The 20,140-nt window shown below is 71.3% G+C and carries 20 protein-coding genes; 13 read left to right on the top strand and 7 right to left on the bottom strand.

The window, feature by feature from the left end; genetic code table 11:
- Window positions 1-13: 13 nt before the first annotated feature.
- The 4 genes from MCBMB27_RS08510 to MCBMB27_RS08495 are packed head-to-tail and all read right to left on the bottom strand — an operon-like array spanning window position 14 to window position 4,349.
- Entirely contained in the window at window positions 14-1,687 is a 1,674-nt protein-coding gene (locus MCBMB27_RS08510) for a methyl-accepting chemotaxis protein (protein WP_075380231.1), read from the bottom strand.
- Between the two features lie 37 nt (window positions 1,688-1,724).
- Window positions 1,725-2,297, bottom strand: a complete 573-nt coding sequence (locus MCBMB27_RS08505; protein ID WP_043352543.1) for a chemotaxis protein CheW — start codon at window positions 2,295-2,297, stop codon at window positions 1,725-1,727.
- On the bottom strand, window positions 2,297-3,847 hold the full coding sequence (locus MCBMB27_RS08500) for a CheR family methyltransferase (RefSeq protein ID WP_075380230.1): 1,551 nt from the start codon (window positions 3,845-3,847) through the stop codon (window positions 2,297-2,299). The genes MCBMB27_RS08505 and MCBMB27_RS08500 overlap by 1 nt, the downstream gene beginning before the upstream one ends.
- 7 nt (window positions 3,848-3,854) lie before the next feature.
- Entirely contained in the window at window positions 3,855-4,349 is a 495-nt protein-coding gene (locus MCBMB27_RS08495; protein WP_075381902.1) for a chemotaxis protein CheW, read from the bottom strand.
- Window positions 4,350-4,555: 206 nt separating this feature from the next.
- Between MCBMB27_RS08495 and MCBMB27_RS08490 the strand changes: the two genes are divergently transcribed.
- The 7 genes from MCBMB27_RS08490 to MCBMB27_RS08460 all read left to right on the top strand — a co-directional run bounded on the left by MCBMB27_RS08490 (window position 4,556) and on the right by MCBMB27_RS08460 (window position 11,677).
- Window positions 4,556-4,801, top strand: a complete 246-nt coding sequence (locus MCBMB27_RS08490) for a hypothetical protein (protein WP_051044842.1) — start codon at window positions 4,556-4,558, stop codon at window positions 4,799-4,801.
- Window positions 4,802-5,070: 269 nt separating this feature from the next.
- Entirely contained in the window at window positions 5,071-5,892 is an 822-nt protein-coding gene (locus MCBMB27_RS08485; RefSeq protein WP_043352536.1) for a DeoR/GlpR family DNA-binding transcription regulator, read from the top strand.
- Between the two features lie 84 nt (window positions 5,893-5,976).
- Entirely contained in the window at window positions 5,977-7,509 is a 1,533-nt protein-coding gene (glpD, locus tag MCBMB27_RS08480; RefSeq protein ID WP_075380229.1) for a glycerol-3-phosphate dehydrogenase, read from the top strand.
- A 55-nt stretch (window positions 7,510-7,564) separates the two neighbouring features.
- Complete coding sequence (glpK, locus tag MCBMB27_RS08475) at window positions 7,565-9,070, top strand: glycerol kinase GlpK (protein ID WP_043384468.1); 1,506 nt, start codon at window positions 7,565-7,567, stop codon at window positions 9,068-9,070.
- Between the two features lie 280 nt (window positions 9,071-9,350).
- The gene (locus tag MCBMB27_RS08470; RefSeq protein WP_043352530.1) at window positions 9,351-10,082 is read left to right on the top strand and encodes an MIP/aquaporin family protein; all 732 of its coding nucleotides are present in this window, start codon (window positions 9,351-9,353) and stop codon (window positions 10,080-10,082) included.
- A 137-nt stretch (window positions 10,083-10,219) separates the two neighbouring features.
- On the top strand, window positions 10,220-11,203 hold the full coding sequence (gene lipA, locus MCBMB27_RS08465) for a lipoyl synthase (protein ID WP_043757429.1): 984 nt from the start codon (window positions 10,220-10,222) through the stop codon (window positions 11,201-11,203).
- Between the two features lie 15 nt (window positions 11,204-11,218).
- Window positions 11,219-11,677 (top strand): type II toxin-antitoxin system RatA family toxin, encoded by a 459-nt coding sequence (locus MCBMB27_RS08460; protein WP_043352527.1) that lies wholly within the window; start codon window positions 11,219-11,221, stop codon window positions 11,675-11,677.
- 75 nt (window positions 11,678-11,752) lie between these two features.
- Here MCBMB27_RS08460 and MCBMB27_RS08455 read toward each other — a convergent pair whose 3' ends face one another.
- A complete protein-coding gene (locus MCBMB27_RS08455; protein WP_075380228.1) occupies window positions 11,753-12,970 on the bottom strand; it encodes an FAD-dependent oxidoreductase in 1,218 nt (405 codons plus the stop codon).
- 22 nt (window positions 12,971-12,992) lie between these two features.
- The gene (locus MCBMB27_RS08450; RefSeq protein WP_043384461.1) at window positions 12,993-13,490 is read right to left on the bottom strand and encodes a CinA family protein; all 498 of its coding nucleotides are present in this window, start codon (window positions 13,488-13,490) and stop codon (window positions 12,993-12,995) included.
- Window positions 13,491-13,591: 101 nt separating this feature from the next.
- Here MCBMB27_RS08450 and MCBMB27_RS08445 point away from each other — a divergent pair, with 101 nt between their 5' ends.
- The 4 genes from MCBMB27_RS08445 (at window position 13,592) to MCBMB27_RS08430 (ending at window position 16,307) form a co-directional block, all read left to right on the top strand.
- Complete coding sequence (locus tag MCBMB27_RS08445; RefSeq protein ID WP_043384457.1) at window positions 13,592-13,990, top strand: MAPEG family protein; 399 nt, start codon at window positions 13,592-13,594, stop codon at window positions 13,988-13,990.
- A 105-nt stretch (window positions 13,991-14,095) separates the two neighbouring features.
- Window positions 14,096-15,010 carry a LysR family transcriptional regulator gene (locus tag MCBMB27_RS08440; protein ID WP_075380227.1) on the top strand — a complete coding sequence of 305 codons (915 nt, stop codon included), beginning with the start codon at window positions 14,096-14,098 and terminating at the stop codon, window positions 15,008-15,010.
- Window positions 15,011-15,130: 120 nt separating this feature from the next.
- A complete protein-coding gene (locus MCBMB27_RS08435) occupies window positions 15,131-15,877 on the top strand; it encodes an SDR family NAD(P)-dependent oxidoreductase (protein WP_053609783.1) in 747 nt (248 codons plus the stop codon).
- A 31-nt stretch (window positions 15,878-15,908) separates the two neighbouring features.
- Window positions 15,909-16,307 (top strand): (R)-mandelonitrile lyase, encoded by a 399-nt coding sequence (locus tag MCBMB27_RS08430; RefSeq protein WP_075380226.1) that lies wholly within the window; start codon window positions 15,909-15,911, stop codon window positions 16,305-16,307.
- Window positions 16,308-16,451: 144 nt separating this feature from the next.
- On the opposite strand, the gene MCBMB27_RS08425 is transcribed toward MCBMB27_RS08430, so the two are convergent.
- Window positions 16,452-17,783, bottom strand: coding sequence for a bifunctional 2-C-methyl-D-erythritol 4-phosphate cytidylyltransferase/2-C-methyl-D-erythritol 2,4-cyclodiphosphate synthase (locus MCBMB27_RS08425; protein WP_075380225.1), 1,332 nt, complete (start codon window positions 17,781-17,783; stop codon window positions 16,452-16,454).
- Between the two features lie 171 nt (window positions 17,784-17,954).
- Here MCBMB27_RS08425 and dusB point away from each other — a divergent pair, with 171 nt between their 5' ends.
- Both dusB and MCBMB27_RS08415 read left to right on the top strand, forming a co-directional pair.
- Complete coding sequence (gene dusB / locus MCBMB27_RS08420; protein ID WP_075380224.1) at window positions 17,955-18,980, top strand: tRNA dihydrouridine synthase DusB; 1,026 nt, start codon at window positions 17,955-17,957, stop codon at window positions 18,978-18,980.
- Window positions 18,977-20,119: a two-component system sensor histidine kinase NtrB gene (locus tag MCBMB27_RS08415; protein WP_043384443.1), complete on the top strand. Its 1,143-nt coding sequence runs from the start codon at window positions 18,977-18,979 to the stop codon at window positions 20,117-20,119. The genes dusB and MCBMB27_RS08415 overlap by 4 nt, the downstream gene beginning before the upstream one ends.
- Window positions 20,120-20,140 lie beyond the last annotated feature (21 nt).

Here is a 20,140-nt window from a genome sequence, read left to right as displayed (position 1 = left end):
GGGGCGCGCCGCCTCAGTTCCGGTAGCGTTCGGCGAGGGCCATGAGGGCCTGGGCGAGTTCGGTGAGGTTGGCGGAGGCGGCCTCGACCTGCCGGGTGCCGGCCGCGGTCTGCTGGCTGGCCTGGCGGATGTTCTGGAGCGCGCCCATCACCTGCTCGATGCCGAGCTGCTGCTGGTTGGTCGAGGCGACGATCTGCTGGAAGGTCTGGACGTTCTCCTCCACCCGGGCGGTGATCTCCTCGATGGTCCGCTGCGTCGTGTCCGAGCGCGTCTTGCCGGCGGCGGCGCGCTTGACCGCCTCCTCGGTGAGCATCACCGAGGTGTTGATGCCCCGCTGGATCTCGCCCAGGATCCCCCGCACCTGGCCGGTGGCCGCCTTGGCCTGATCGGCCAGGAGCTTCATCTCGGAAGCGACCACCGCGAAGCTGCGCCCGCTCTCGCCGGCCGCCGCCGCCTCGATGGCGGCGTTGAGCGCCAGCAGGTGCGTGCGCTCCGAGATGTCGTTGACCGTCTCGATGATGTCGCCGATCGTCTGGGTCTTCTCCGACAGGCTGACGATGTTGCCGGCCACCGCCTCCGCCTGCTCGCGGATCGCCTCCATGGCCTTGGCGGTGTCGGACACGGCGCGCAGGCCCTGGCGGGAGGTCTGCGCGGTCGCCTGGGCGGTGGCGATCACCTCGGTGGCCCGCTTGCTGATCTGCGCGCCCGAATGGGTGATCTCGTCGACCGTCGCCGCCGTCTCCTGCACCGCCGCGAATTGCTGCTCCACCGAGGCCGCCTGCTCCTGCGCCGAGGCGCGGATCTCCGCCGCCGCCGCGTTCAGGTCCGCCGTCGCCGCCCGGTTGGTCCGCGCCAGATCCGACAGACCCGCAACCATCGTGTTGAGACGCGCGGAGAGCTGACCGATCTCGTCGCGGCCGCCCGCCGTCAGCTGGCCGGACAGGTCGCCCTCGCCGACGCGGGCGACGAAGGCCATGACCGATTCGAGGGGGCGCACCACCGCGCGGCTGATCAGCCACGTGATCAGGAGCGCCAGCAGCACCGAGGCGGCCAGGGTCAGGTAGATCGAGAGGCGCGAGCGCTCGTAGACCGCCTGCGCGGCGCGCTGGCCCAGGGCCATGCTGCCGTCGAGTTGCGACCGGAGGTTCTTGATCCCGTCGAGGAAGGGCGCCTGCAGGCGGCTGATCTCCGCGTTGCGGGCCTCGACCGCCGCGACATCCTGCTGGGCGATGGCGGCGAACTGCGCTTCGCCCTGGGCCTTGACCTCGCGGAAGAAGCCCTGGACCGTGTTCGCCGCGGCGGCGATGCGGTCCCAGGCCGCGATGCGCTCGGCGGAAATGCCCTGCGCCCGGTACTCGCCGGCGAGCTGGATCGTCGTGGCGAGCCGGTTCTCCACCTGGGCCGCGGTCTGGCGCCAGGCCGTGAGGGTCTCGCCGGTCTGGGCCGGGCGGCCCTGAGCCTGCATCAGCATCCCGATCACGGCGGTGCGGCGCAGGAGACCGAGATCGCGCGCCTCGTTCCCGAGATCGTCGAGCTGGCGCAGGACCGTCATGTCCCGCCGGACGATCGCGTCGGTCGTGTCGCGCACCGCTCCGATCTGCTCAAGGGCGTAGAGCCCGAGCGCCACCACCACGGCGGTGATGGCGAAGAAGCCGAGAAGGATGCGTTTTCCGATCGAGAGCGACACGGGCGGGGAGGGCTCCGGTTGGGGCAGGCGGCCCGTTTCAGGGCAGGGCGCGGCGCAGGAGACGGGGGAGGTCGATGACGACGAAGTCGGGGCGGCCGTCGCCGACCGCTCCGGAGGCGGAGCCCGGCGCATAGACCGAAGCGGCCTCGTTGCCCAAGCCGTCGGGATCGACGGCGGCCTCGCCGGAGGCGGCGACCCGGGCGATGCCGAGCACGCGGTCCACCGCGAGGGCGAGGGGCTGCGGATGGGGCCCGCGCAGCACGATCAGATGACCCTCCGACCCCGCATCCGATGCCGCGTCGGGCCGGCCGAGAGCCCGGGCGAGGCTGAGGACCCCGACGATCCGCCCGGACAGGGCGATGAGGCCGTCCAGCGCCGGCACCGCGCCGGGCATCGGCGTGCAGGGGCGTGACGGGAGGACCTGCGCGACGGCTGCCAGGGGCAGGCCATAACGCTCGCTGCCGCAGGCGCAGACGAGCTGGTCGATGTCCAGGCCGGCGGCCGCCGCGACCGCACCGCGGCGGGCGAGGGCGACCGCGCGCTCGGCGCGCAGATCCCGCTCCGGCCGCGTCCGCGGCCGGGCCTCCTGCGCACTCGGGCGTGCCCCCATCAGGACCTCCTGCTGTCGGTGACGCCGAGCGCGGCGCGGGCCGCGGCCGCACTGGCCGCGATCTCGCCGGCGGAGGCGCCGTCGCCCTCGGGCAGCGCCGTGTCCGGCCCGAGGGCTTGACTCAAGGCGACGGCATTGTCGAGGGCGCGAACGGCCTCGTGCGGGCGCTGCAGCGCGATCAGCAGCAGGCCGAGGTGATAGTGCGCCATCACGAAGCCCCGGTCGAGGTAGAGCGCGGCCCGAAGCGCCCGCTCGGCCTCGGCGTCGCGCCCGAGGGTATGGGCCAGCAGCCCCTCGTAGAAGCGCAGGGCCGTGTCGGTCGGATCTCGATCCAGCGCGGTCCGCAGGGCCCGCCAGGCCGCGCCGGTCTCCCCGGCATCGGCGAGCGTGCGGATGCGGTCGAGCCCTCCCGCCTCCTCCTCGGCCGACCAAGCGTCCGGGGGCCCCGTCTCGGCGGAGATCGTCTCGGCGGAGATCGTCCCGGCTGCGGCATCGGCAGCCGGGTTCGGGGCGGGATCGGCAGCAGCGTCGACGGCCGCGTCGACGGCCGCGGCGGACGGGGTCGGAATCCGGCTGGGCTTCTGGCCGCACGGCTCCGCCCCCTGTGGCGCCGGACGGGGCGGATCCGCCGCCGGCACGGCGGCCAGGGCGAGCGGCGGCGCCTCGGGGCGAGGGCGGTAGGCCACGGTGCCGGGCAGGCTGACGGCGTCGAGGAAGCTCGCGAAGGCGGGACTCGGCTCGGCGTGGCCGAGCAGCAGCCACCCGTCCGGCCGCAGCCTGCGGCCCAGACCGCGCACCACGGCGGCCACCGTCCGGGCCTCGAAGTAGATCAGCACGTTCCGGCAGAGGATCAGGTCGAACGGCTCGCCCTGCGACGGGACGGGGGCGGCAAGGGTGAGCAGGTTGCCCCGCTCGAACCGGACCGGTCCGCGGAATTCCGGCCGCAGGGCGTAGCCGCCCTCGCGCCGGATGCCCGGAGCGGCCGGCAGACGGGTGAAGTAGCGCAGCCGGTCCTCCGGCGGCATCGTCCGCAGGGCCCATCGGCCGTACTCGGCGGCGCGGGCGGTGGCCAGCGCCTCGGTGCTGATGTCGGTTCCGAGGATCGAGACCCGCCAGTCGGGCAGGGCATCGCCGAGCAGTTCGTGCACCAGGATCGCCAGGGAATAGGGCTCGGCCCCCGTGGAGCAGCCCGCACTCCAGATGCGCAGGACGCGTTCGGAGGCCCGGGCGGCGATCAGCGCCGGCAGGATCGTCTCGCGCAGCGCCTGGAACTGCTCGGCGTAGCGGAAGAAGAACGTCTCGCCGACGGTGATCTCGGCCTCGAGCCGGGCCCATTCCGCCTCTCCCGACGCGCCGTCAGACAGGAGACCCGCGTAAGCGGCGCAGTCGGCCACGGCCGCGGCGCGGAAGCGGCGGTGCAGCCGCTCGATCAGCAACTCGTCCTTGTCGATGTAGTAATGATGGCCGGTGCGCGCGATGATCCGCGCCTTGAGGGGCGCGTAGGCGGGATCGGCACCCAGATCGGGACGGGGACTACCCGGACGGGCCATCGCGCGGTCAGACGGAGTGCGGCAGCGCGGCGAGACGTTCGGCGGCGGCCCGCGTCAGGGCGTCGACGCGGATGCGTTCCTGCGCGGTCAGGAGACGCTCCGGCGCCAGCGCGTGGACGAGGCGCTCGCCGAGGACCAGCTCGGCGGCGACGCAGCCGTTGAGGGTATCGGCCTCCTCGGCCTGCCGGACCGCGGAGTCCGGGACGGTCATGAGATCCGCCACGCGATCGACGAGATAGGCGACGGCCTCGCCCTGCATCAGCGCGAGGTGGGCGTAGAGGCCGGGCGCCGCGACCGCCGGGCGCAGGCCCAGCAGGGTCGCCAGATCGATCACCGGAATCGGCGCGCCGCCGAGATTGAGGAAGCCGAGGAGCCAGCCTCCGGCCGCGGGGGGCGTGTGGAGATCCGGGAGCGGCAGGATCTCGGCGACCGCGCTGCGGGGCAGGGCGCAGGCCGTGCCGGCGACATCCAGCAGGAGATAGGCCGAACCGCTGCTGGCCACCGCCACCCGCTCCCCTCGTGCTCGGTCGCGGCCGGGCCGGGACGGGACGCGACATAGGCCGAGTTAACGCTCCCGGCAATTGTGCGCTGCAAGGGCGGGGACTGCGGAACCAAGTCTCGTCTGGGCCGCTTATTTTCCGACGCAGCGGCAACGCGCCTGACGAGGTGCGACGCTTTGCCTGCGCCGGTCTACGCCAGGGATTGATGATGAGGAAACTTCTGTTGGCCGCCGCGTCGCTGACGCTCCTCGCGGGCTCCGCCTACGCCCAGGGTAACTCGCCCTACAACGCCTCTGGCGCGCAGGCCGGTGGCCCGCGCGGCGGCATGGAGCGCGCCGGCGAGGCCGCCGCGATGGAGCAGGGCGCCGCTCCGGCCCAGCGTCCGATGATGCGCAAGCGCATGAAGCACAAGAAGATGATGAAGCATCACCGCCGGATGCGCCACAACATGTGATCGAAGGGCCCCAGGGCGTGCCGGAGACGGCACCGCCCGGGTGGCTTGGCCTGTCGCATGCGCGGCAGGCCTTTTTTGTGCCCGCTCGCCGGCGGGCCGGGCATCCGCGCCCCCTTGAATCATAGTTCGGACCGCCGGCGGTTGCGGGCCGGCCGGAGGCGGTCCAAGCTTGCGCGGCGGCCTTCGACAACGAAAAATGTTCGCAAACGAACATCGGCCGAACACCGATACAGCGGTGCGGCGGCCGGAGGCAACGCGAGGGAGTATCGATGTCACGACCGCTCGACCGGAGATCCGACGACAGGGTCGAGGCGACCGGCGTCGAGGGGCGACGCAGCGCCATCGTCACGGCGGTGCGGCAGCGCGGCTTCGTCACCATCGAGGCCCTGGCGACGCAGTTCGGCGTCACCGTCCAGACGATCCGCCGCGACCTCAACGAATTGAGCGCCGAGGGCCGCCTGGAGCGCTACCGCGGCGGCGGCGGCCTGCCGTCGAGCGTCGAGAACATCGACTACGCCGACCGCCGCGTCACCCTGCTGCCGGAGAAGAGCCGGATCGGCCGCCTCGCGGCGAGCCGCATCCCGTCGCATTGCTCGGTCTTCATCAACATCGGCACGACCCCGGAGGCCGTCGCCCGGGAGCTGACCCGGCACGACGATCTCAGCATCATCACCAACAACCTCAACGTCGCGATCTCCTTGGCCGAGGCCACCGAGTTCCGCATCGTCGTGGCCGGCGGGACCGTGCGCAACCGCGACGGCGCCGTGCTGGGCCAGCTCACCTGCGACACGCTCAGCCAGTTCCGCGTCGACGTGGCGGTGATCGGCATCAGCGGCATCGACGCCGACGGGGCGCTCCTCGACTACGATTACGAGGAAGTCCGGGCGACGCAGACCATCCTGGCCCATGCCCGCAAGACCTTCCTGGTCGCCGACCACACCAAGTTCGGTCGTCGGCCGATGGTCCAGGTCGGGCGTCTGGAGCAGGTGGACACCTTCTTCACGGACCGGATGCCGCCGGCCGAGGTGGTCGCGCTCATGGAGCGCCAGGGTGTCACCCTCGCGGTGGCCGACAGCGCGGACGAACCGTAACGAACATTCATTTTTTCGCTTGCGAAAACACGCGGCCGTGTCAATATTATGCCAACCCGCCATCAGGGCGGCCTTGGAGGAACCATGGCGGCAGCAACGCGCCAGCGCGAGCCGTCCGACGCCTACGATCTCCTGATCGTCGGCGGCGGCATCAACGGCACCGGCATCGCCCGGGACGCAGCCGGCCGGGGCCTGTCGGTCCTGCTGGCCGAGCGCGGGGATCTCGCGGGATTCACGTCGTCCTCCTCGACGAAGCTGATCCATGGCGGCCTGCGCTACCTCGAATATTACGAGTTCCGCCTCGTCCGAGAGGCGCTGGCGGAGCGCGAACGGCTGCTGCGGCTCGCGCCGCACGTGATCTGGCCGCTGCGCTTCGTGCTGCCCCACGACGAGGGCCTGCGCCCGGCCTGGATGCTGCGGCTCGGCCTGTTCCTCTACGATCATCTGGCGCGGCTGCGGACGCTGCCGGGCTCCCACGGCGTCGACCTGCACAGCTCCGATTACGGCGCGCCGCTGCAGAAGCGCCTCAAGCGCGGCTTCGTCTATTCCGACTGCTGGGTCGAGGACAGCCGCCTGGTCGTGCTCAACGCCATGGATGCCCGCGAGCGCGGCGCCACGGTGCTGACCCGCACCGGCGTCGTCTCAGCCCGGCGCGAGGGCGACGGCTGGGTCGCGACGCTGCGCGACGAGCGCGGCGGGACCGAGCGCACCGTCCGGGCCAGGGCGGTGGTGAATGCCGCCGGCCCCTGGGTCAGCGAGACGCTCGGCGGCACGCTGGGCATCAACAGCCGCGCGGCGGTCCGCCTGATCAAGGGCAGCCACATCGTGGTCAAGCGCCTGTTCGCGGGCGATCAGGCCTACATCCTGCAGCAGCCCGACAAGCGCATCATCTTCGCGATTCCCTACGAACGGGACTTCACGCTGATCGGCACCACCGACGTCCCCTACGAGGGCGAGCCCGGCCCGGTCTCGATCTCGCCGGAAGAGACCGACTACCTGTGCGGCTGCATCAACCGCTCCTTCGACACCAAGATCACCCCGGCCGATGTGGTCTGGAGCTATTCGGGCGTGCGCCCGCTCTACGACGACGCGGCCGAGAACGCCTCGGCGGTGACCCGCGACTACGTCCTCGACGTCGAGGACCAGGGCGGACGGGCGGCGGTACTCTCGGTCTTCGGCGGCAAGATCACCACCTACCGGCGGCTCGCCGAGCACGCGCTGGAGAAGCTGAAGCCGTACTTCCCGGCGCTCAAGAAGGCCTGGACCGGCGACGCGGTCCTGCCCGGGGGCGCCATGAAGGATGCCGATTTCGACCAGTTCCTCGCCAAGCTGAGGGCCGAGAAGCCGTTCCTGCCCGACGAGACCGCCCGGCGCCTCGCCCGCGCCTACGGCACCCGGGCCCGGGACATCGTCGGGACCGCGCAATCCATGGCCGATCTCGGCGAGGTCTTCGACGGCGGGCTCACGGCGGCCGAGGTCGATTACCTGCGCACCGAGGAATGGGCCGTGACCGCCGAGGACATCCTCTGGCGGCGCTCCAAGCTCGGCCTGCGCACCAGCGCGGACAGCGCGGCGCGCCTGACCGCCTACCTCGACCGCAAGGCCGAGGCAGCCTGATCTTTTCGGCCCCGATCCGGCGCCAGACCGGTCGGGCATCACAGGGGAGGGAACGATGAGCCGTTACGTCGGGGCCATCGACCAGGGCACCACGAGCAGCCGCTTCATCGTGTTCGACCGCGAGGGCAGCGTGATCGCGCTGGCCCAGGCCGAGCATGCGCAGATCTACCCGGCGCCGGGCCATGTCGAGCATGACGCCGGCGAGATCTGGACCAAGACGCAGGCGGTGATGCGCGAGGCGCTTGAGAAAGGCGGGCTCCAGCCCTCCGATCTGGCGGCCGTGGGCATCACCAACCAGCGCGAGACCACGCTGATCTGGGACCGGACGACCGGCAAGCCCCTACACAATGCCCTGGTCTGGCAGGACACCCGCAACGACCGGCTGGTGGGCGAGTTTGCCCGCGACGGCGGCCGCGACCGGTTCCGGGATCTCACCGGCCTGCCGCTGGCGAGCTATTTCTCCGGACTCAAACTCCGCTGGCTCCTCGACCACGTCGCGGGGGCCCGGGAGAAGGCCGAAGCCGGCGACGTGCTGTTCGGCAACATCGACACCTGGCTCGTCTGGAACCTGACCGGCGGGACGGCGGGCGGCCTTCACGTCACCGACGTGACCAATGCCAGCCGCACGCAGCTCATGTCGCTCAAGACCCTCGAATGGGACGACGGCATGCTTGAGACCTTCGGCATCCCGCGGGCGATGCTGCCAAAGATCGTCTCGTCGAGCGAGGTCTACGGGGAGACCAAGGCGCCCTTCGCCGGCGTGCCGATCGCCGGCATCCTGGGCGACCAGCAGGCGGCGCTGTTCGGCCAGACCTGCTTCGCGCCGGGCGAGGCCAAGAACACCTACGGCACCGGCTGCTTCGCGCTGATGAACACCGGCACCGAGCCGGTCCCGTCGAAGGCCGGCCTCGTCACCACGCTGGCCTACCGCCTCGACGGGCAGAAGCCGGCCTACGCCCTCGAAGGCTCGATCGCCATCACGGGTGCCCTGGTGCAGTGGCTGCGCGACAACCTGCACATGATCAAGGATTCCGCCGAGGTCGAGACGCTCGCCACGACGGTCGAGGACAATGGCGGCGTCTACTTCGTGCCGGCCTTCTCGGGGCTCTACGCCCCGCACTGGAACGAGGGCGCCCGCGGCCTGATCATCGGGCTCACCCGCTACGTCAACCGGGGCCACATCGCCCGCTCGGTGCTGGAGGCGACCGCCTTCCAGACCCGCGAGGTGCTGCAGGCCATGGCCAAGGATTCCGGCATCCCGGTGAAGGAGCTGCGGGCCGATGGCGGCATGGTCGCCAACAACACGCTCATGCAGTTCCAGTCCGACCTGCTCGACGTGCCGGTGGTGCGCCCGAAGGTGGCCGAGACCACCGCGCTCGGCGCCGCCTACGCGGCGGGCCTCGCGGTCGGCTACTGGAAGGGGCTCGACGATCTCAAGCGCAACTGGGGCGTCGACAAGCGCTGGACGCCGAAGATGGATGCCGGCCAGCGCGAGAAGATCGCCGCGGCCTGGGGCCGGGCGGTGCAGCGCTCCTTCGACTGGAAGACCGACGAGGATTGACGAACGGCTCTCGGGCCCGTGCGCGGGCTCGGGGTCCGTCGTGATCCGATCCCGCCCGCCGCGACCTCATCCTGAGGTGGGGCGCAGCCGCCTCGAAGGAGGCCTCCACAGATCGCGCGGCCGGCTGGAGGCTCTTTCCAGGCGGCCGCTCCGCGCCCGCATCTCAGGATGCGGGTGAAGACCGGAAACGGTCGGACATTCGGTGACCGCCTTCGGCGGCCACACGCTCGCACAAGCTTTTAACTCTTACAAAAAAGCAGCGAACGGGGGAGACAAGACTATGACATCACCATTCCTGGGCGAATTCCTGGGTACGATGACCTTGATCGTGCTCGGCGACGGCGTGGTCGCGGGCGCCCTACTCAAGCACTCCAAGGGCGAGAATGCCGGCTGGATCGCCATCACGGCGGGCTGGGCCTTCGCGGTCCTCGCCGGGGTGTTCGTGGCCAACGCCACCGGCAGCGCCGACGCCCACATCAACCCCGCGGTCACGGTGGCGGGCGCCGTCAGTTCCGGCGATTTCAGCAAGCTTGCCACCTACATTCCCGCCCAGATGCTCGGCGCCTTCGTGGGCGCCGTGATCGTCTGGCTCCACTATCTGCCGCATTGGGGCGCGACCCAGGATACCGGCCTCAAGCTCGCCTGCTTCTGCACCGGTCCGGCGATCCGCGACGCCAAGGCCAACTGGCTCTCCGAGATCATCGCGACCTTCTTCCTGATCCTGACGATCTCCGCCCTCGTGACCACCACGCTGGGTTCCGCGGGGGCGATCCCGCGGGGCGTCGCACCCTACATGGTCGGCATGCTGGTCTGGGGCATCGGCCTGTCGCTCGGCGGCACCACCGGCTACGCCATCAACCCGGCCCGCGACCTCGGGCCGCGCATCGCCCACGCGGTCCTGCCCATCGCCGGCAAGGGCTCCTCCGACTGGGGCTACGCGCTGATTCCCGTGGCCGGCCCCGTGGTCGGGGCCGTGCTGGCCGGGCTGTTCGTACGCCTGCTCGGGATCTGACGGAAATCCCGCACCCTCAACCGCCGCGGGGCGGCCCGGCGTCGCGGCGGTTTGCGGCGCGACGCCGTGGGCCTTAAGTCAGGGCGATCCCGACCGCGCCCACGGGCGCCTCCCCGCGGTGTGGCAGCCCCCGACCCATGGCCGTCGTCCTCGACATCCTGAAGAACGATCCGCGCACCGCGCGCCTGCGCCATCCCGAGAAGGCGCACCGGCCCGACCAGCCCGTCCAGGCCAAGAAGCCGGACTGGATCCGCGTGAAGGCGCCCGGCTCCAAGGCCTGGACCGAGACCCAGAAGATCGTGCGCGAGCACGGCCTCGTCACGGTCTGCGAGGAGGCCGGCTGCCCCAATATCGGCGAGTGCTGGGAGAAGCGGCACGCCACCTTCATGATCATGGGCGACACCTGCACGCGGGCCTGCGCCTTCTGCAACGTCCGCACCGGCCTGCCCGACGCCCTCGACGCCGGGGAGCCCGAGAAGATCGCCGATTCGGTGGCCAAGCTCGGCCTGCACCACGTGGTGATCACCTCGGTGGACCGGGACGACCTGAAGGACGGCGGCGCCGAGCACTTCGCCCGCACCATCGCGGCGATCCGCCGGGCGAGCCCTGGCACGACCGTCGAGATCCTGACCCCCGACTTCCTGCGCAAGGACGGGGCTCTGGAGGTCGTCGTCGCCGCCAAGCCCGACGTGTTCAACCACAACCTCGAGACGGTCCCGGCCAAGTATCTGACGGTGCGGCCCGGCGCCCGCTACTTCCACTCGGTGCGCCTGCTCCAGCGGGTGAAGGAGCTCGACCCGACGATCTTCACCAAGTCCGGCATCATGGTCGGGCTCGGCGAGGAGCGGAACGAGGTGCTCCAGCTGATGGACGACCTGCGCTCGGCCGACGTCGACTTCCTGACCATCGGCCAGTATCTGCAGCCGTCGAAGAAGCACCACGAGGTCGTGCGCTTCGTGCCGCCCGACGAATTCAAGGCCTACGAGACCACCGCTTACGCCAAGGGCTTCCTGCTGGTCTCGGCCACACCGCTCACCCGCTCGTCGCACCACGCCGGCGAGGACTTTTCGCGCCTTCAGGCGGCCCGCCTCGCGAAACTGTCGCCCGCGCTCTCGGCTTGAGGAAATCCCAACACCATGCCGTCCTTCCGGGTCACCCGCGCGGTGAAGCACACGCCGCAGCAGATGTACGACCTCGTCGCCGACGTGGAGCGCTATCCCGAGTTCCTGCCGCTCTGCGAATCGCTGCGGATCATCCGCCGCCAGGACATGCCCGACGGCGGCCAAGTGCTGATCGCCGAGATGGGCGTGGGCTACAAGGCGATCCGCGAGCGCTTCACCACCCGGGTCACCCTCGATCCCGCGAACCTCAAGATCGTGGCCGAGTATATCGACGGTCCGTTCCGGCATCTGGAAAACCGCTGGCTCTTCAAGGATGCGCCGAACGGGGGCTGCAACGTCGACTTCTTCATCACCTACGAGTTCAAGAGCCGCACCCTGGGGCTCCTCATGGGCACGATGTTCGACCGGGCCTTCCGCAAGTTCACCGACGCCTTCGAGGGGCGCGCCAACCGGATGTACGGCGCCGGAGCATAGGCCGCACCGTCACCGCGCGCCGCGAAGCCCGCAGGGCCGGCCCTGGATGGCTCCGCCGCGTTCGGGGAAGGGGCGTCAGGCGCGCAGCGGCGCACGCACGTGCTCGGGCCGCACGCCCATGCCGATCATCCGCGCCGGCAGGACCTGCAGTCGCGGCACGGCATCGAGGAGGCGCAGCGCCAGGGGCGCCCGGAACGGCGCATCGGCCGCGAGGGACGCGGCGATCACCCGGGACTGGATCATCCGCTGGAGCGCCTGGGTCGCCCGGACCGGGAACATCCGCCGGGCCTGGACCCGGGCGAGATCGGCCTCCGAGAGCCGGCCGGCCCGCAGGGGTTCGACCAGGAGGTTGGCCGCCGCCACCGCATCCTGGATCGCCAGGTTGATCCCGACGCCGCCCACGGGCGACATCGCGTGCGCGGCATCGCCGATACAGAGCAGCCCGGGTCGGTACCAGCGGTCGAGCCGGTCGACGGTGACGGTCAGGAGCTTGACGTCGTCCCAATCGGCGATGGCCGCGGTGCGGTCGGCCAGGAACGGCGCGATCGCCGCCACCGCCGCCCGGAAGGCCGGCAGGCCCTTCGCGCGGAGCTCCGCGTCGCCGCCCTTCGGCACCACGTAGGCGCATTGCCATAGGTCGCCCCGGTCGAGGGTGATCAGGATCCGCCCCGGACCGAACCGTCCGGCCGCCGCCTCCGGGTCGCCATCCCGGCGCGGCAGGCGGAACCACAGCACGTCGATCGGCGCCCCGAAGGCCCGGGGCGTAAAGCCCGCGCGCGCGCGCATCCGCGAGTGACGGCCATCCGCACAGAGCACGAGATCGGACCGGATCTCCACCGGCCTATCCGGCCCATCGGCCCGCACGCCCGCGATCCGACCATCCGCCTCGATGAGATCGCGGGCCTCGGTCCGGCGGAGCAGCCGGAACCCCGAATACTGGGCCGCCGCGCCGGCCAGAAAATCCAAAAAGTCCCATTGCGGCATGAAGGACAGGAAGCGGTTCCGGGTCGGCAGCCGGCTGAAATCGGCGACCCGGTAGCTGCGTCCGTCGACGACGCCCGAAAAGGTCTCGACGCGCCGCTGGGGGAGGGCGCGGAAGCGCTCCGTGAAGCCCAGCTCGTCCATCAGGTCGAGGGTCGAGGGGTGGATCGTGTCGCCGCGGAAGTCGCGCAGGAAATCCGCGTGCTTCTCCAGGACGGTCACGTCGATCCCGGCGCGGGCGAAGAGCAGTCCGGCCATCATCCCGGCCGGGCCGCCGCCGACGATGCAGAGGCGCGTCGTCACCCTGTCCATGGACGTCCCTCCCGGGTTGCGGTCAGCCGCGAATGGCCTCCTCCAGAAGGCCGAGGGCGTCGGCGACCGCGGCGCAGCGGATGCCCGCGCGTCCGAGATCGCCGTAGCGACGCTCCAGAAGGCGGATGCCGCCCTCCCGCTGGGCGAGGCCGAAATGCACGAGTCCGACCGGTTTCTCGGCGCTGCCGCCGCCGGGTCCGGCAATGCCGGTGATCGCCACCGCGACGGAGGCCCGCGATGCGGCGAGCGCGCCCGCGGCCATCGCTCCCGCCACCGGCGCGCTCACGGCACCGTGCTGGCGGATGAGATCCATCGGCACGCCGATGGATTCGGCCTTGGCCTCGTTCGAGTAGGTGACGAACCCGCGCTCCACGACGGCCGAGGAACCCGGTACCGCGGTCAGCAGGCCCGCCACGAGCCCGCCCGTGCAGGATTCGGCCGTGGCGATGGTGCGCCGGGCCGCCGTGAAGGCCGCCACCAGCGCCGCGGCCCGCGCGAGAAGCTCTGCGTCTTCGATCATCGCGAACGGGCTCCCGTCGGGCGGCCGCGCCCTATCTCGTGTTGTGACCCAAGGCCGAGCCCGGCTCAAGGACCGGCGGCCGCCATCGGAGACACCCATCCATGATCTTCCCCGCGACCACGGCCGTCTTTGCCGGGCTGCTCGCCCTCGTGTACCTCGGCCTCTCGGGCTGGGTGATGGCGAGCCGCGTCTCCGGCAACGTGCTGTTCGGGGACGGGGGCGACGAGACGATGCTCAAGCGCGTCCGCTCGCACGCCAATTTCGCGGAATACGTGCCCCTGGCACTCATCGTCATCGGCCTTCTCGAGGCGAGCGGCGGCGGCCACACTCTGGTCCAGGCCCTGCTGATCGCCCTGCTGGTCGGCCGGATCCTGCACCCGATCGGGATGTTCGCGCCCCCGAACTCCCCGCGCCAGTTCGCCTGCCGGGGCGGCGGCATCCTGTTGACGATGGCGGCTTTGGCCATCGCGGCGATCGCGCTGCTGCTGCGGGTGGCCTAGGGCCGGCGGTCGCGCGGCTCGGCAGCCTCGGGGGCTGCTTTCGACACGGCGCAGTCGGGATGCGGCACGACTTGCTTTCCCGCGCGCCGGCCTTCCACTGCCTCGATGCGCATCAACCGGACCGAGCTCGCCGATCTCGGAACCTTCCTCGCCATCGCGCGCCATCGCAACTTTCGGCGTGCGGGCCTGGAGCTTGGCGTCAGCGCCTCCGCGTTGAGTCACGCGCTCAAATCGATGGAGGCGCGCCTCGGGGTGCGGCTGGTCAACCGCACCAGCCGCAGCGTCACCCTTACCGCGGCAGGAGAAGATCTGCTCGCGTCCCTGGATGCGCCTTTCGCAGCGATCGGCTGCGCACTCGACCTGCTCAATCAGCACCGCGAGCCGGCCAAAGCCACAGGCCGGATCCGCCTCAATGTGCTCGAACATGCGAGCACGCTGCTGCTCGCCCCTGTGCTGCCCCTCTTCCACGAACGCCATCCGCGGGTCGAGATCGACGTCCGGGTGTCCAACGACCTGCTCGACGTGGTGGACGCCGGAGCTGATGCGGGCATTCGGTATGGCGGAACGGTTCCCCAGGACATGGTGGCACAGCGCCTGTCGGCCGATCTGCGCTGGGTCGTGGTCGGTCGGCCGTCCTACCTTGAGCGCCACGGGACGCCCGATCATCCCCGCGACCTCGCGGCTCACCGATGCCTGCGCATCCGCCTCGGCGACGACAGCCTCTACCGATGGGAGTTCGAGAGGGAGGGCGAGACGATCGCGCTCGACGTTCCAGGGGCGGTCACGCTCGACAACACGCAATTCGCCCTGACCCTGGCGGCGGCGGGCGGCGGGCTTGCCTATCTTCCGGAACCCTGCGTCGGACCGTCAGTCGCCCGCGGCGAGCTACGCATCGTGCTGGCAGACTGGGTCGTCGCGGGGGCCGGCTTCCACCTCTACTATCCCGGACGTCGCCAGTTGCCGACCGGATTGCGGCTCCTCGTCGACCTGATCCGCGAGGTGAGACCGCTTGGCCTGTAAGGCCAATGCCATTCGGCGGTGAACTCCGCTCATCGCCTCATTGAAGGGGACACGGCTGACCCGAACGCTGCGCGATGTCTACGTCAGGCCCCTCATCGAGGTCAGCGAGGACATCAGGACATGCGCCGTTTCCCAGGAAAGGTCGCTTTCGTCACGGGCGCCGCCAGCGGCATCGGCCGGGCTACCGCCATCGCCTTCGCGAGGGAGGGGGCTCAGGTCGCGATCACGGACCGCACCGAGGCGCCGCTGGAGGAACTCCGGGCCGAGATCGAAGCGGACGGCGGCGCGGTGCTGGCGATCCGCTGCGACGTGTCGGTCCCGGCGGACGTGGAAGCAGCGGTGGCCAGCACCGTCGCGCAGTTCGGCCGCCTCGACTGCGCCTTCAACAATGCAGGCATCGAGAACAAGGCCGCTCCGGTCCACGAGATCGCTCTGGATGAGTGGGACCGGATCCTCGACGTCAACCTGCGCGGCACATTCCTGTGCATGAAGCAGGAGATCGCTCAGATGCTGCGCCAGGGCAGCGGCGTGGTGGTGAACACCGCGTCCGGTGCGGCCATCAGGGGCGTGGCGGGAGGGGCGAGCTATGCCGCCTCCAAGCACGCGCTCATCGGCCTCACCAAGTCCGCCGCCCTCGACTATGCGAAGTCGAACATCCGGGTGAACGCCGTCCTGCCGGGGAACATCGAGACGCCGATGATGGACCGCTTCACCGGCGGCGATATCCAGAAAGCCATCGCTCTTGAGCCGGTCGGGCGACTGGGCAAGCCCGAGGAGATCGCGGACGCCGTCCTATGGATGTGTTCGGACCTCGGTTCGTTCGTGACCGGCGCGTCGATCTCGGTCGATGGAGGCTGGTCGCTCTAGGCGACGTCCGGAACGCAGGAGAATCGATCCGATGGACATCAAGCGCAGCGGAAGCCAGCCGTCGAGCCAGGGACCGTCCGCGTGGTTCACCGGCACGGTCCGGATCGACCCACTTCACAGCGCCCCCGATCCGGCCCGGGTCGCCATGGCGAGCGTGACCTTCGAGCCGGGTGCGCGCACGGCGTGGCACACACACCCGCTCGGCCAGACGTTGATCGTCACGTTCGGGCGCGGGTGGGTCCAACGTGAAGGCGGCCCCATCGAGGAGATCGCACCGGGCGACGTCGTCTGGTTCGAGCCGAACGAGCGACACTGGCACGGAGCGACCGCGTCCACGGCGATGACACATATCGCCATCCAGGAACGCCTGGACGGCGAGGCGGTGACGTGGATGGAACAGGTCACGGACGGGGCGTACGACGGTCCCTGAGCCCGTGATGCGAAGTCAGCCTTTGACGTTCGGCCGCCGACGGCAGACCGTCGCAACGCCACCCAGGGCAGCGCCTCCGAGGGTCGCGCCGCCGATCCACACCCGAGGCTTCGGGCTCGATGGGCCGCCGGCGCGCCGACGACGTCAGCCCTGCCGCATCGCGGTCTCGGCCTGCGCATCGAGGGCGGGACCGTCCTCCTCGGGCAGCCGCACGGTCGCGGCGGCCTGGGCGGCGAGGCCTTCGGCCCGGCCGACGAAGCCGAGCTTCTCGGTGGTCGTCGCCTTGATGGAGACCGCCGAGAGCGGCACGCCCGCGATGGCGGCGATGCGCGCGCGGATCTCCTCGCGGTGCTTCCCGATGCGCGGCGCCTCGGCCAGCACGGTGATGTCGAGGTGGTCGATTCGGCCGCCGCGGGCACGGACCAGCCCGCAGGCATGGGCCAGGAACTGGTCCGAGGACGCCCCGCGCCAGCGCTCGTCGGAGGGCGGGAAATGGGTGCCGATGTCGCCGTCCGCGATAGCGCCGAGCAGCGCATCGGTCAGGGCGTGCAGCGCCACGTCGCCGTCGGAATGGGCGAGGACGCCCCGATCCGCGGGGATCTTCACGCCGCCCAGCCAGACATGGTCGCCGGTGGTGAAGGCGTGCACGTCGAAGCCGGTGCCGAGGCGGGTCACGTAGGTGGTCATGGCGCGGGCTCCCGGCGCTGGCAATTCGGTGGTCTCGGTCGCGAAGGCGCGGTCCGCCTCGATCAGGTCGGCGGGCTGGGTGATCTTGCGGTTGGCGACGTCGCCCGCAAAGACCACCACCGGCAGGCCGGCCCATTCGGCGAGCGCGCCGTCGTCGGTGAAGCCGTCGAGGCCCTGCGCGGCGGCGTCCCTGTGGGCGGCGAGCAGCGGACCGAAGGAGAAGGCCTGGGGCGTCTGCACCGCGCGGAGGTGCTCCCGGGGCGGCGTCTCGTGCACCCGGCCGATGCCGGGCGCGATATCGACGACGCGCTTGACCGTGTCGGTCACCGGGACGCCGGGTACGGCCGCGCCGTGATCCCGCCCCGCCGCGATCGCCCGGGCGATGAGCGCGGCGTCCACATAGGGGCGCGCCGCGTCGTGGACCAGAACGATCTCGGGCGCCGACCCGACCGCCAGGGCTTCGAGCCCGGCGCGCACGGAGAGCTGGCGGGTCGCCCCGCCCGCCACCGGCGCCGTGATCTTCGCGCGGATTGCGGGTGGAAGTTCGTCCAGGCAGTTCCGGAAGAAGTCCGCCGCATCGGCGGCGATCACCGGCTGGATGCGCGCGATCCCGTCATCCGCGGCGAGGGCCGCCAGGGTGCGGGTGAGGACCGCCTGTCCACCGACCCGGCGGTACTGCTTGGGCGTGCCGCCGCCGATGCGGATACCGCGGCCCGCGGCCACCACCACCGCGGCGACGCCGGCTCCCGCGCTGGCGGGTCCGATGGCTGGCGTGCCGGTGGCGGACATGGGCGACGAACTCGTGAGGGCCTGAGGAGCGGAGGGGCGGCCGGCGCGCGGGCCAGCGCTGCCGCCGGAAGCCTGCCGCAGAGGGTGCCCGTCGTTTAAGCGGGGGAGGGCCCGAAATCAACGCGCGGTCCCGCTTGCCAGCGGGCCGGGCTTGCCTCATTGTTGTGCAGAATGACGACTGACCATTATTTGAGCGCGCTGCGCCGCGAAGGTGCGAAGGCCGGAGCGGCAGACGCCGCCCCGCTCTGCCTGCTTGCCCCGCTTTCGGGCGTCACCGACCTGCACATGCGCCGCATCGCCCGCCGCTGCGGCGCCGACGCGGTCATCTCCGAGATGGTGGCGGCGCGGGAATTCACCCGCGGCTCCGGCGAGGCCACCCTGCGCGCGGAAGGCTCCGGCGTCGACCTGCACGTGGTCCAGCTCGCGGGCTGCGAGGCCGCCCCGATGGCGGAGGCGGCCCGTCTGGCGGAGGCCGGGGGCGCCCACGTGATCGACGTGAACATGGGCTGCCCGGCCAAGATCGTCACGGGGATCGCGTCAGGCTCGGCGCTGATGCGCGACCTCGACCACGCCGAGCGCCTGCTCGCGGCCGTGCGGGGCGCGGTGTCGGTCCCGGTGACCGTGAAGATGCGCCTCGGCTGGGACGACGCGAACCGCAACGCCGCCGATCTCGCCGCCCGCGCCGAGCGGCTGGGCCTCAACGCCGTGACCGTCCACGGGCGGACCCGGCAGCAATTCTACAAGGGCCGCGCCGACTGGGCGGCGATCCGCTCGGTTGTCGCGGCGGTTTCGATCCCGGTGATCGCCAACGGCGACGTGACCGACCTCGCCAGCGCCCGGGCCTGCCTCGCGGCGTCCGGGGCGGCGGGGGTGATGATCGGCCGGGCGGCGACCGGCCGGCCCTGGCTGGTCGGGCACATCGCGTCGGCCCTGGCCGGGCGGCCGATGCCGGAACCGGCGCGGGCCGATCAGGCCTCCCTGGCCGCCGAGCACTATGCGGGGCTCCTGTCGCTCTACGGCCGGGACATGGGCGTGCGGCACGCGCGCAAGCACCTCGCCGCCTATGCCGAGACCGGAGGGGCGCTGGACCCGGCCGAGCGCGCGGCGCTGCTCACCACCACCGATCCGGCGACGGCCCAGGCCCTGCTGGCCCGGGCCTTTGCGGGCTCGGCGGATCCTGTCCAGGAGGCCGCGTGAGCGACGATTCCCTCCCGCAGGCGACCGGCAGCCGGCGCGACACCGCCGCCGAGGCCGTGCTCAACGCCCTGCCGCTGCCGGTCCTGACCATCGGCGGCGACGAGCAGATCCTCCACTGCAACCACGCCGCGGAGGCCTTCTTCGACTATTCGGCGCGGCTGATGCAGCGCCGGCGGCTGCGCGACATCATCCCCTTCGCCTCGCCGATCATCGCCCTGGTGGCCGAGGTCCGGCGGCGGCGCGCCAGCGTCAGCGAGTACCGGGTCGAGCTGACCCAGCCCCGCCTCGGCCTGGAGCGCAGCGTCGACGTGTTCGCGACGCCGCTCGGCGACGATGGCGACGCCGTGGTGATGATGCTCCAGGAGCGGACCATCGCCGACAAGATGAACCGCCAGCTCACCCATCGCGGGGCGGCGCGCTCGATGGTGGCGCTGGGCGCGATGCTGGCCCACGAGATCAAGAACCCGCTCGCCGGCATCCGCGGCGCGGCGCAGCTCCTGGAGAGCACCGGCGCCGAGGAGGACCGGCTGCTCACCCGCCTGATCTGCGACGAATCCGACCGGATCGTCCGCATCGTCGAGCGCATGGAGCTGTTCGGCGACGAGCGCCCCTCGGATCGCGGTGCCGTCAACGTTCACGGGGTGCTCGATCAGGTGAAGCGCTCGGCGCAGTCGGGCTTCGCGCGGCATATCCGCTTCATCGAGACCTACGACCCGTCGCTGCCGCCGGTTCTCGGCAACCGCGACCAGCTGATCCAGGTGATCCTGAACCTCGTGAAGAACGCCGCGGAGGCGATCGGCCCGGACGCGGTCGAGGGCGAGATCACCCTGTCGACCGCCTTCCGCACCGGCCTGCGCCTGCAGGTGCCGGGCTCCCGCGAGCGGGTCAGCCTGCCGATCGAGGTGGCCGTGCGCGACAACGGCCCGGGCATCTCGGCCGACCTGCTGCCGGACCTGTTCGATCCGTTCGTCACCACCAAGGCACAAGGATCCGGCCTCGGTCTTGCATTGGTGGCCAAGATCGTCGGCGATCACGGTGGGATCGTCGAATGCGATCCTGCCCCGCGCCGCACGGCGTTCCGCATCCTTCTGCCGATGTCGAGTGCCCGGGACGGGCGCGAATCGGCGGTCGATCCGTGATGTCGATCCCCGAATCCGGCC

The sequence above is a fragment of the Methylobacterium phyllosphaerae genome, from assembly GCF_001936175.1.
GTDB lineage: Bacteria > Pseudomonadota > Alphaproteobacteria > Rhizobiales > Beijerinckiaceae > Methylobacterium > Methylobacterium fujisawaense.
The sequence above is the reverse complement of the archived record's forward strand: the minus strand, read 5'-3'. Positions and strand labels throughout refer to the sequence as shown.

What these genes read in the sequence shown, in the direction of transcription:
- MCBMB27_RS08505 (WP_043352543.1), bottom strand. Translation starts at nt 2,297, where the DNA reads ATGGGGGCACGCCCGAGTGCGCAGGAGGCCCGGCCGCGGACGCGGCCG.
- MCBMB27_RS08500 (WP_075380230.1), bottom strand. Translation starts at nt 3,847, where the DNA reads ATGGCCCGTCCGGGTAGTCCCCGTCCCGATCTGGGTGCCGATCCCGCC.
- MCBMB27_RS08490 (WP_051044842.1), top strand. Translation starts at nt 4,556, where the DNA reads ATGAGGAAACTTCTGTTGGCCGCCGCGTCGCTGACGCTCCTCGCGGGC.
- MCBMB27_RS08485 (WP_043352536.1), top strand. Translation starts at nt 5,071, where the DNA reads ATGTCACGACCGCTCGACCGGAGATCCGACGACAGGGTCGAGGCGACC.
- glpD (WP_075380229.1), top strand. Translation starts at nt 5,977, where the DNA reads ATGGCGGCAGCAACGCGCCAGCGCGAGCCGTCCGACGCCTACGATCTC.
- glpK (WP_043384468.1), top strand. Translation starts at nt 7,565, where the DNA reads ATGAGCCGTTACGTCGGGGCCATCGACCAGGGCACCACGAGCAGCCGC.
- MCBMB27_RS08470 (WP_043352530.1), top strand. Translation starts at nt 9,351, where the DNA reads ATGACATCACCATTCCTGGGCGAATTCCTGGGTACGATGACCTTGATC.
- lipA (WP_043757429.1), top strand. Translation starts at nt 10,220, where the DNA reads ATGGCCGTCGTCCTCGACATCCTGAAGAACGATCCGCGCACCGCGCGC.
- MCBMB27_RS08460 (WP_043352527.1), top strand. Translation starts at nt 11,219, where the DNA reads ATGCCGTCCTTCCGGGTCACCCGCGCGGTGAAGCACACGCCGCAGCAG.
- MCBMB27_RS08455 (WP_075380228.1), bottom strand. Translation starts at nt 12,970, where the DNA reads ATGGACAGGGTGACGACGCGCCTCTGCATCGTCGGCGGCGGCCCGGCC.
- MCBMB27_RS08450 (WP_043384461.1), bottom strand. Translation starts at nt 13,490, where the DNA reads ATGATCGAAGACGCAGAGCTTCTCGCGCGGGCCGCGGCGCTGGTGGCG.
- MCBMB27_RS08445 (WP_043384457.1), top strand. Translation starts at nt 13,592, where the DNA reads ATGATCTTCCCCGCGACCACGGCCGTCTTTGCCGGGCTGCTCGCCCTC.
- MCBMB27_RS08440 (WP_075380227.1), top strand. Translation starts at nt 14,096, where the DNA reads ATGCGCATCAACCGGACCGAGCTCGCCGATCTCGGAACCTTCCTCGCC.
- MCBMB27_RS08435 (WP_053609783.1), top strand. Translation starts at nt 15,131, where the DNA reads ATGCGCCGTTTCCCAGGAAAGGTCGCTTTCGTCACGGGCGCCGCCAGC.
- MCBMB27_RS08430 (WP_075380226.1), top strand. Translation starts at nt 15,909, where the DNA reads ATGGACATCAAGCGCAGCGGAAGCCAGCCGTCGAGCCAGGGACCGTCC.
- MCBMB27_RS08425 (WP_075380225.1), bottom strand. Translation starts at nt 17,783, where the DNA reads ATGTCCGCCACCGGCACGCCAGCCATCGGACCCGCCAGCGCGGGAGCC.
- dusB (WP_075380224.1), top strand. Translation starts at nt 17,955, where the DNA reads ATGACGACTGACCATTATTTGAGCGCGCTGCGCCGCGAAGGTGCGAAG.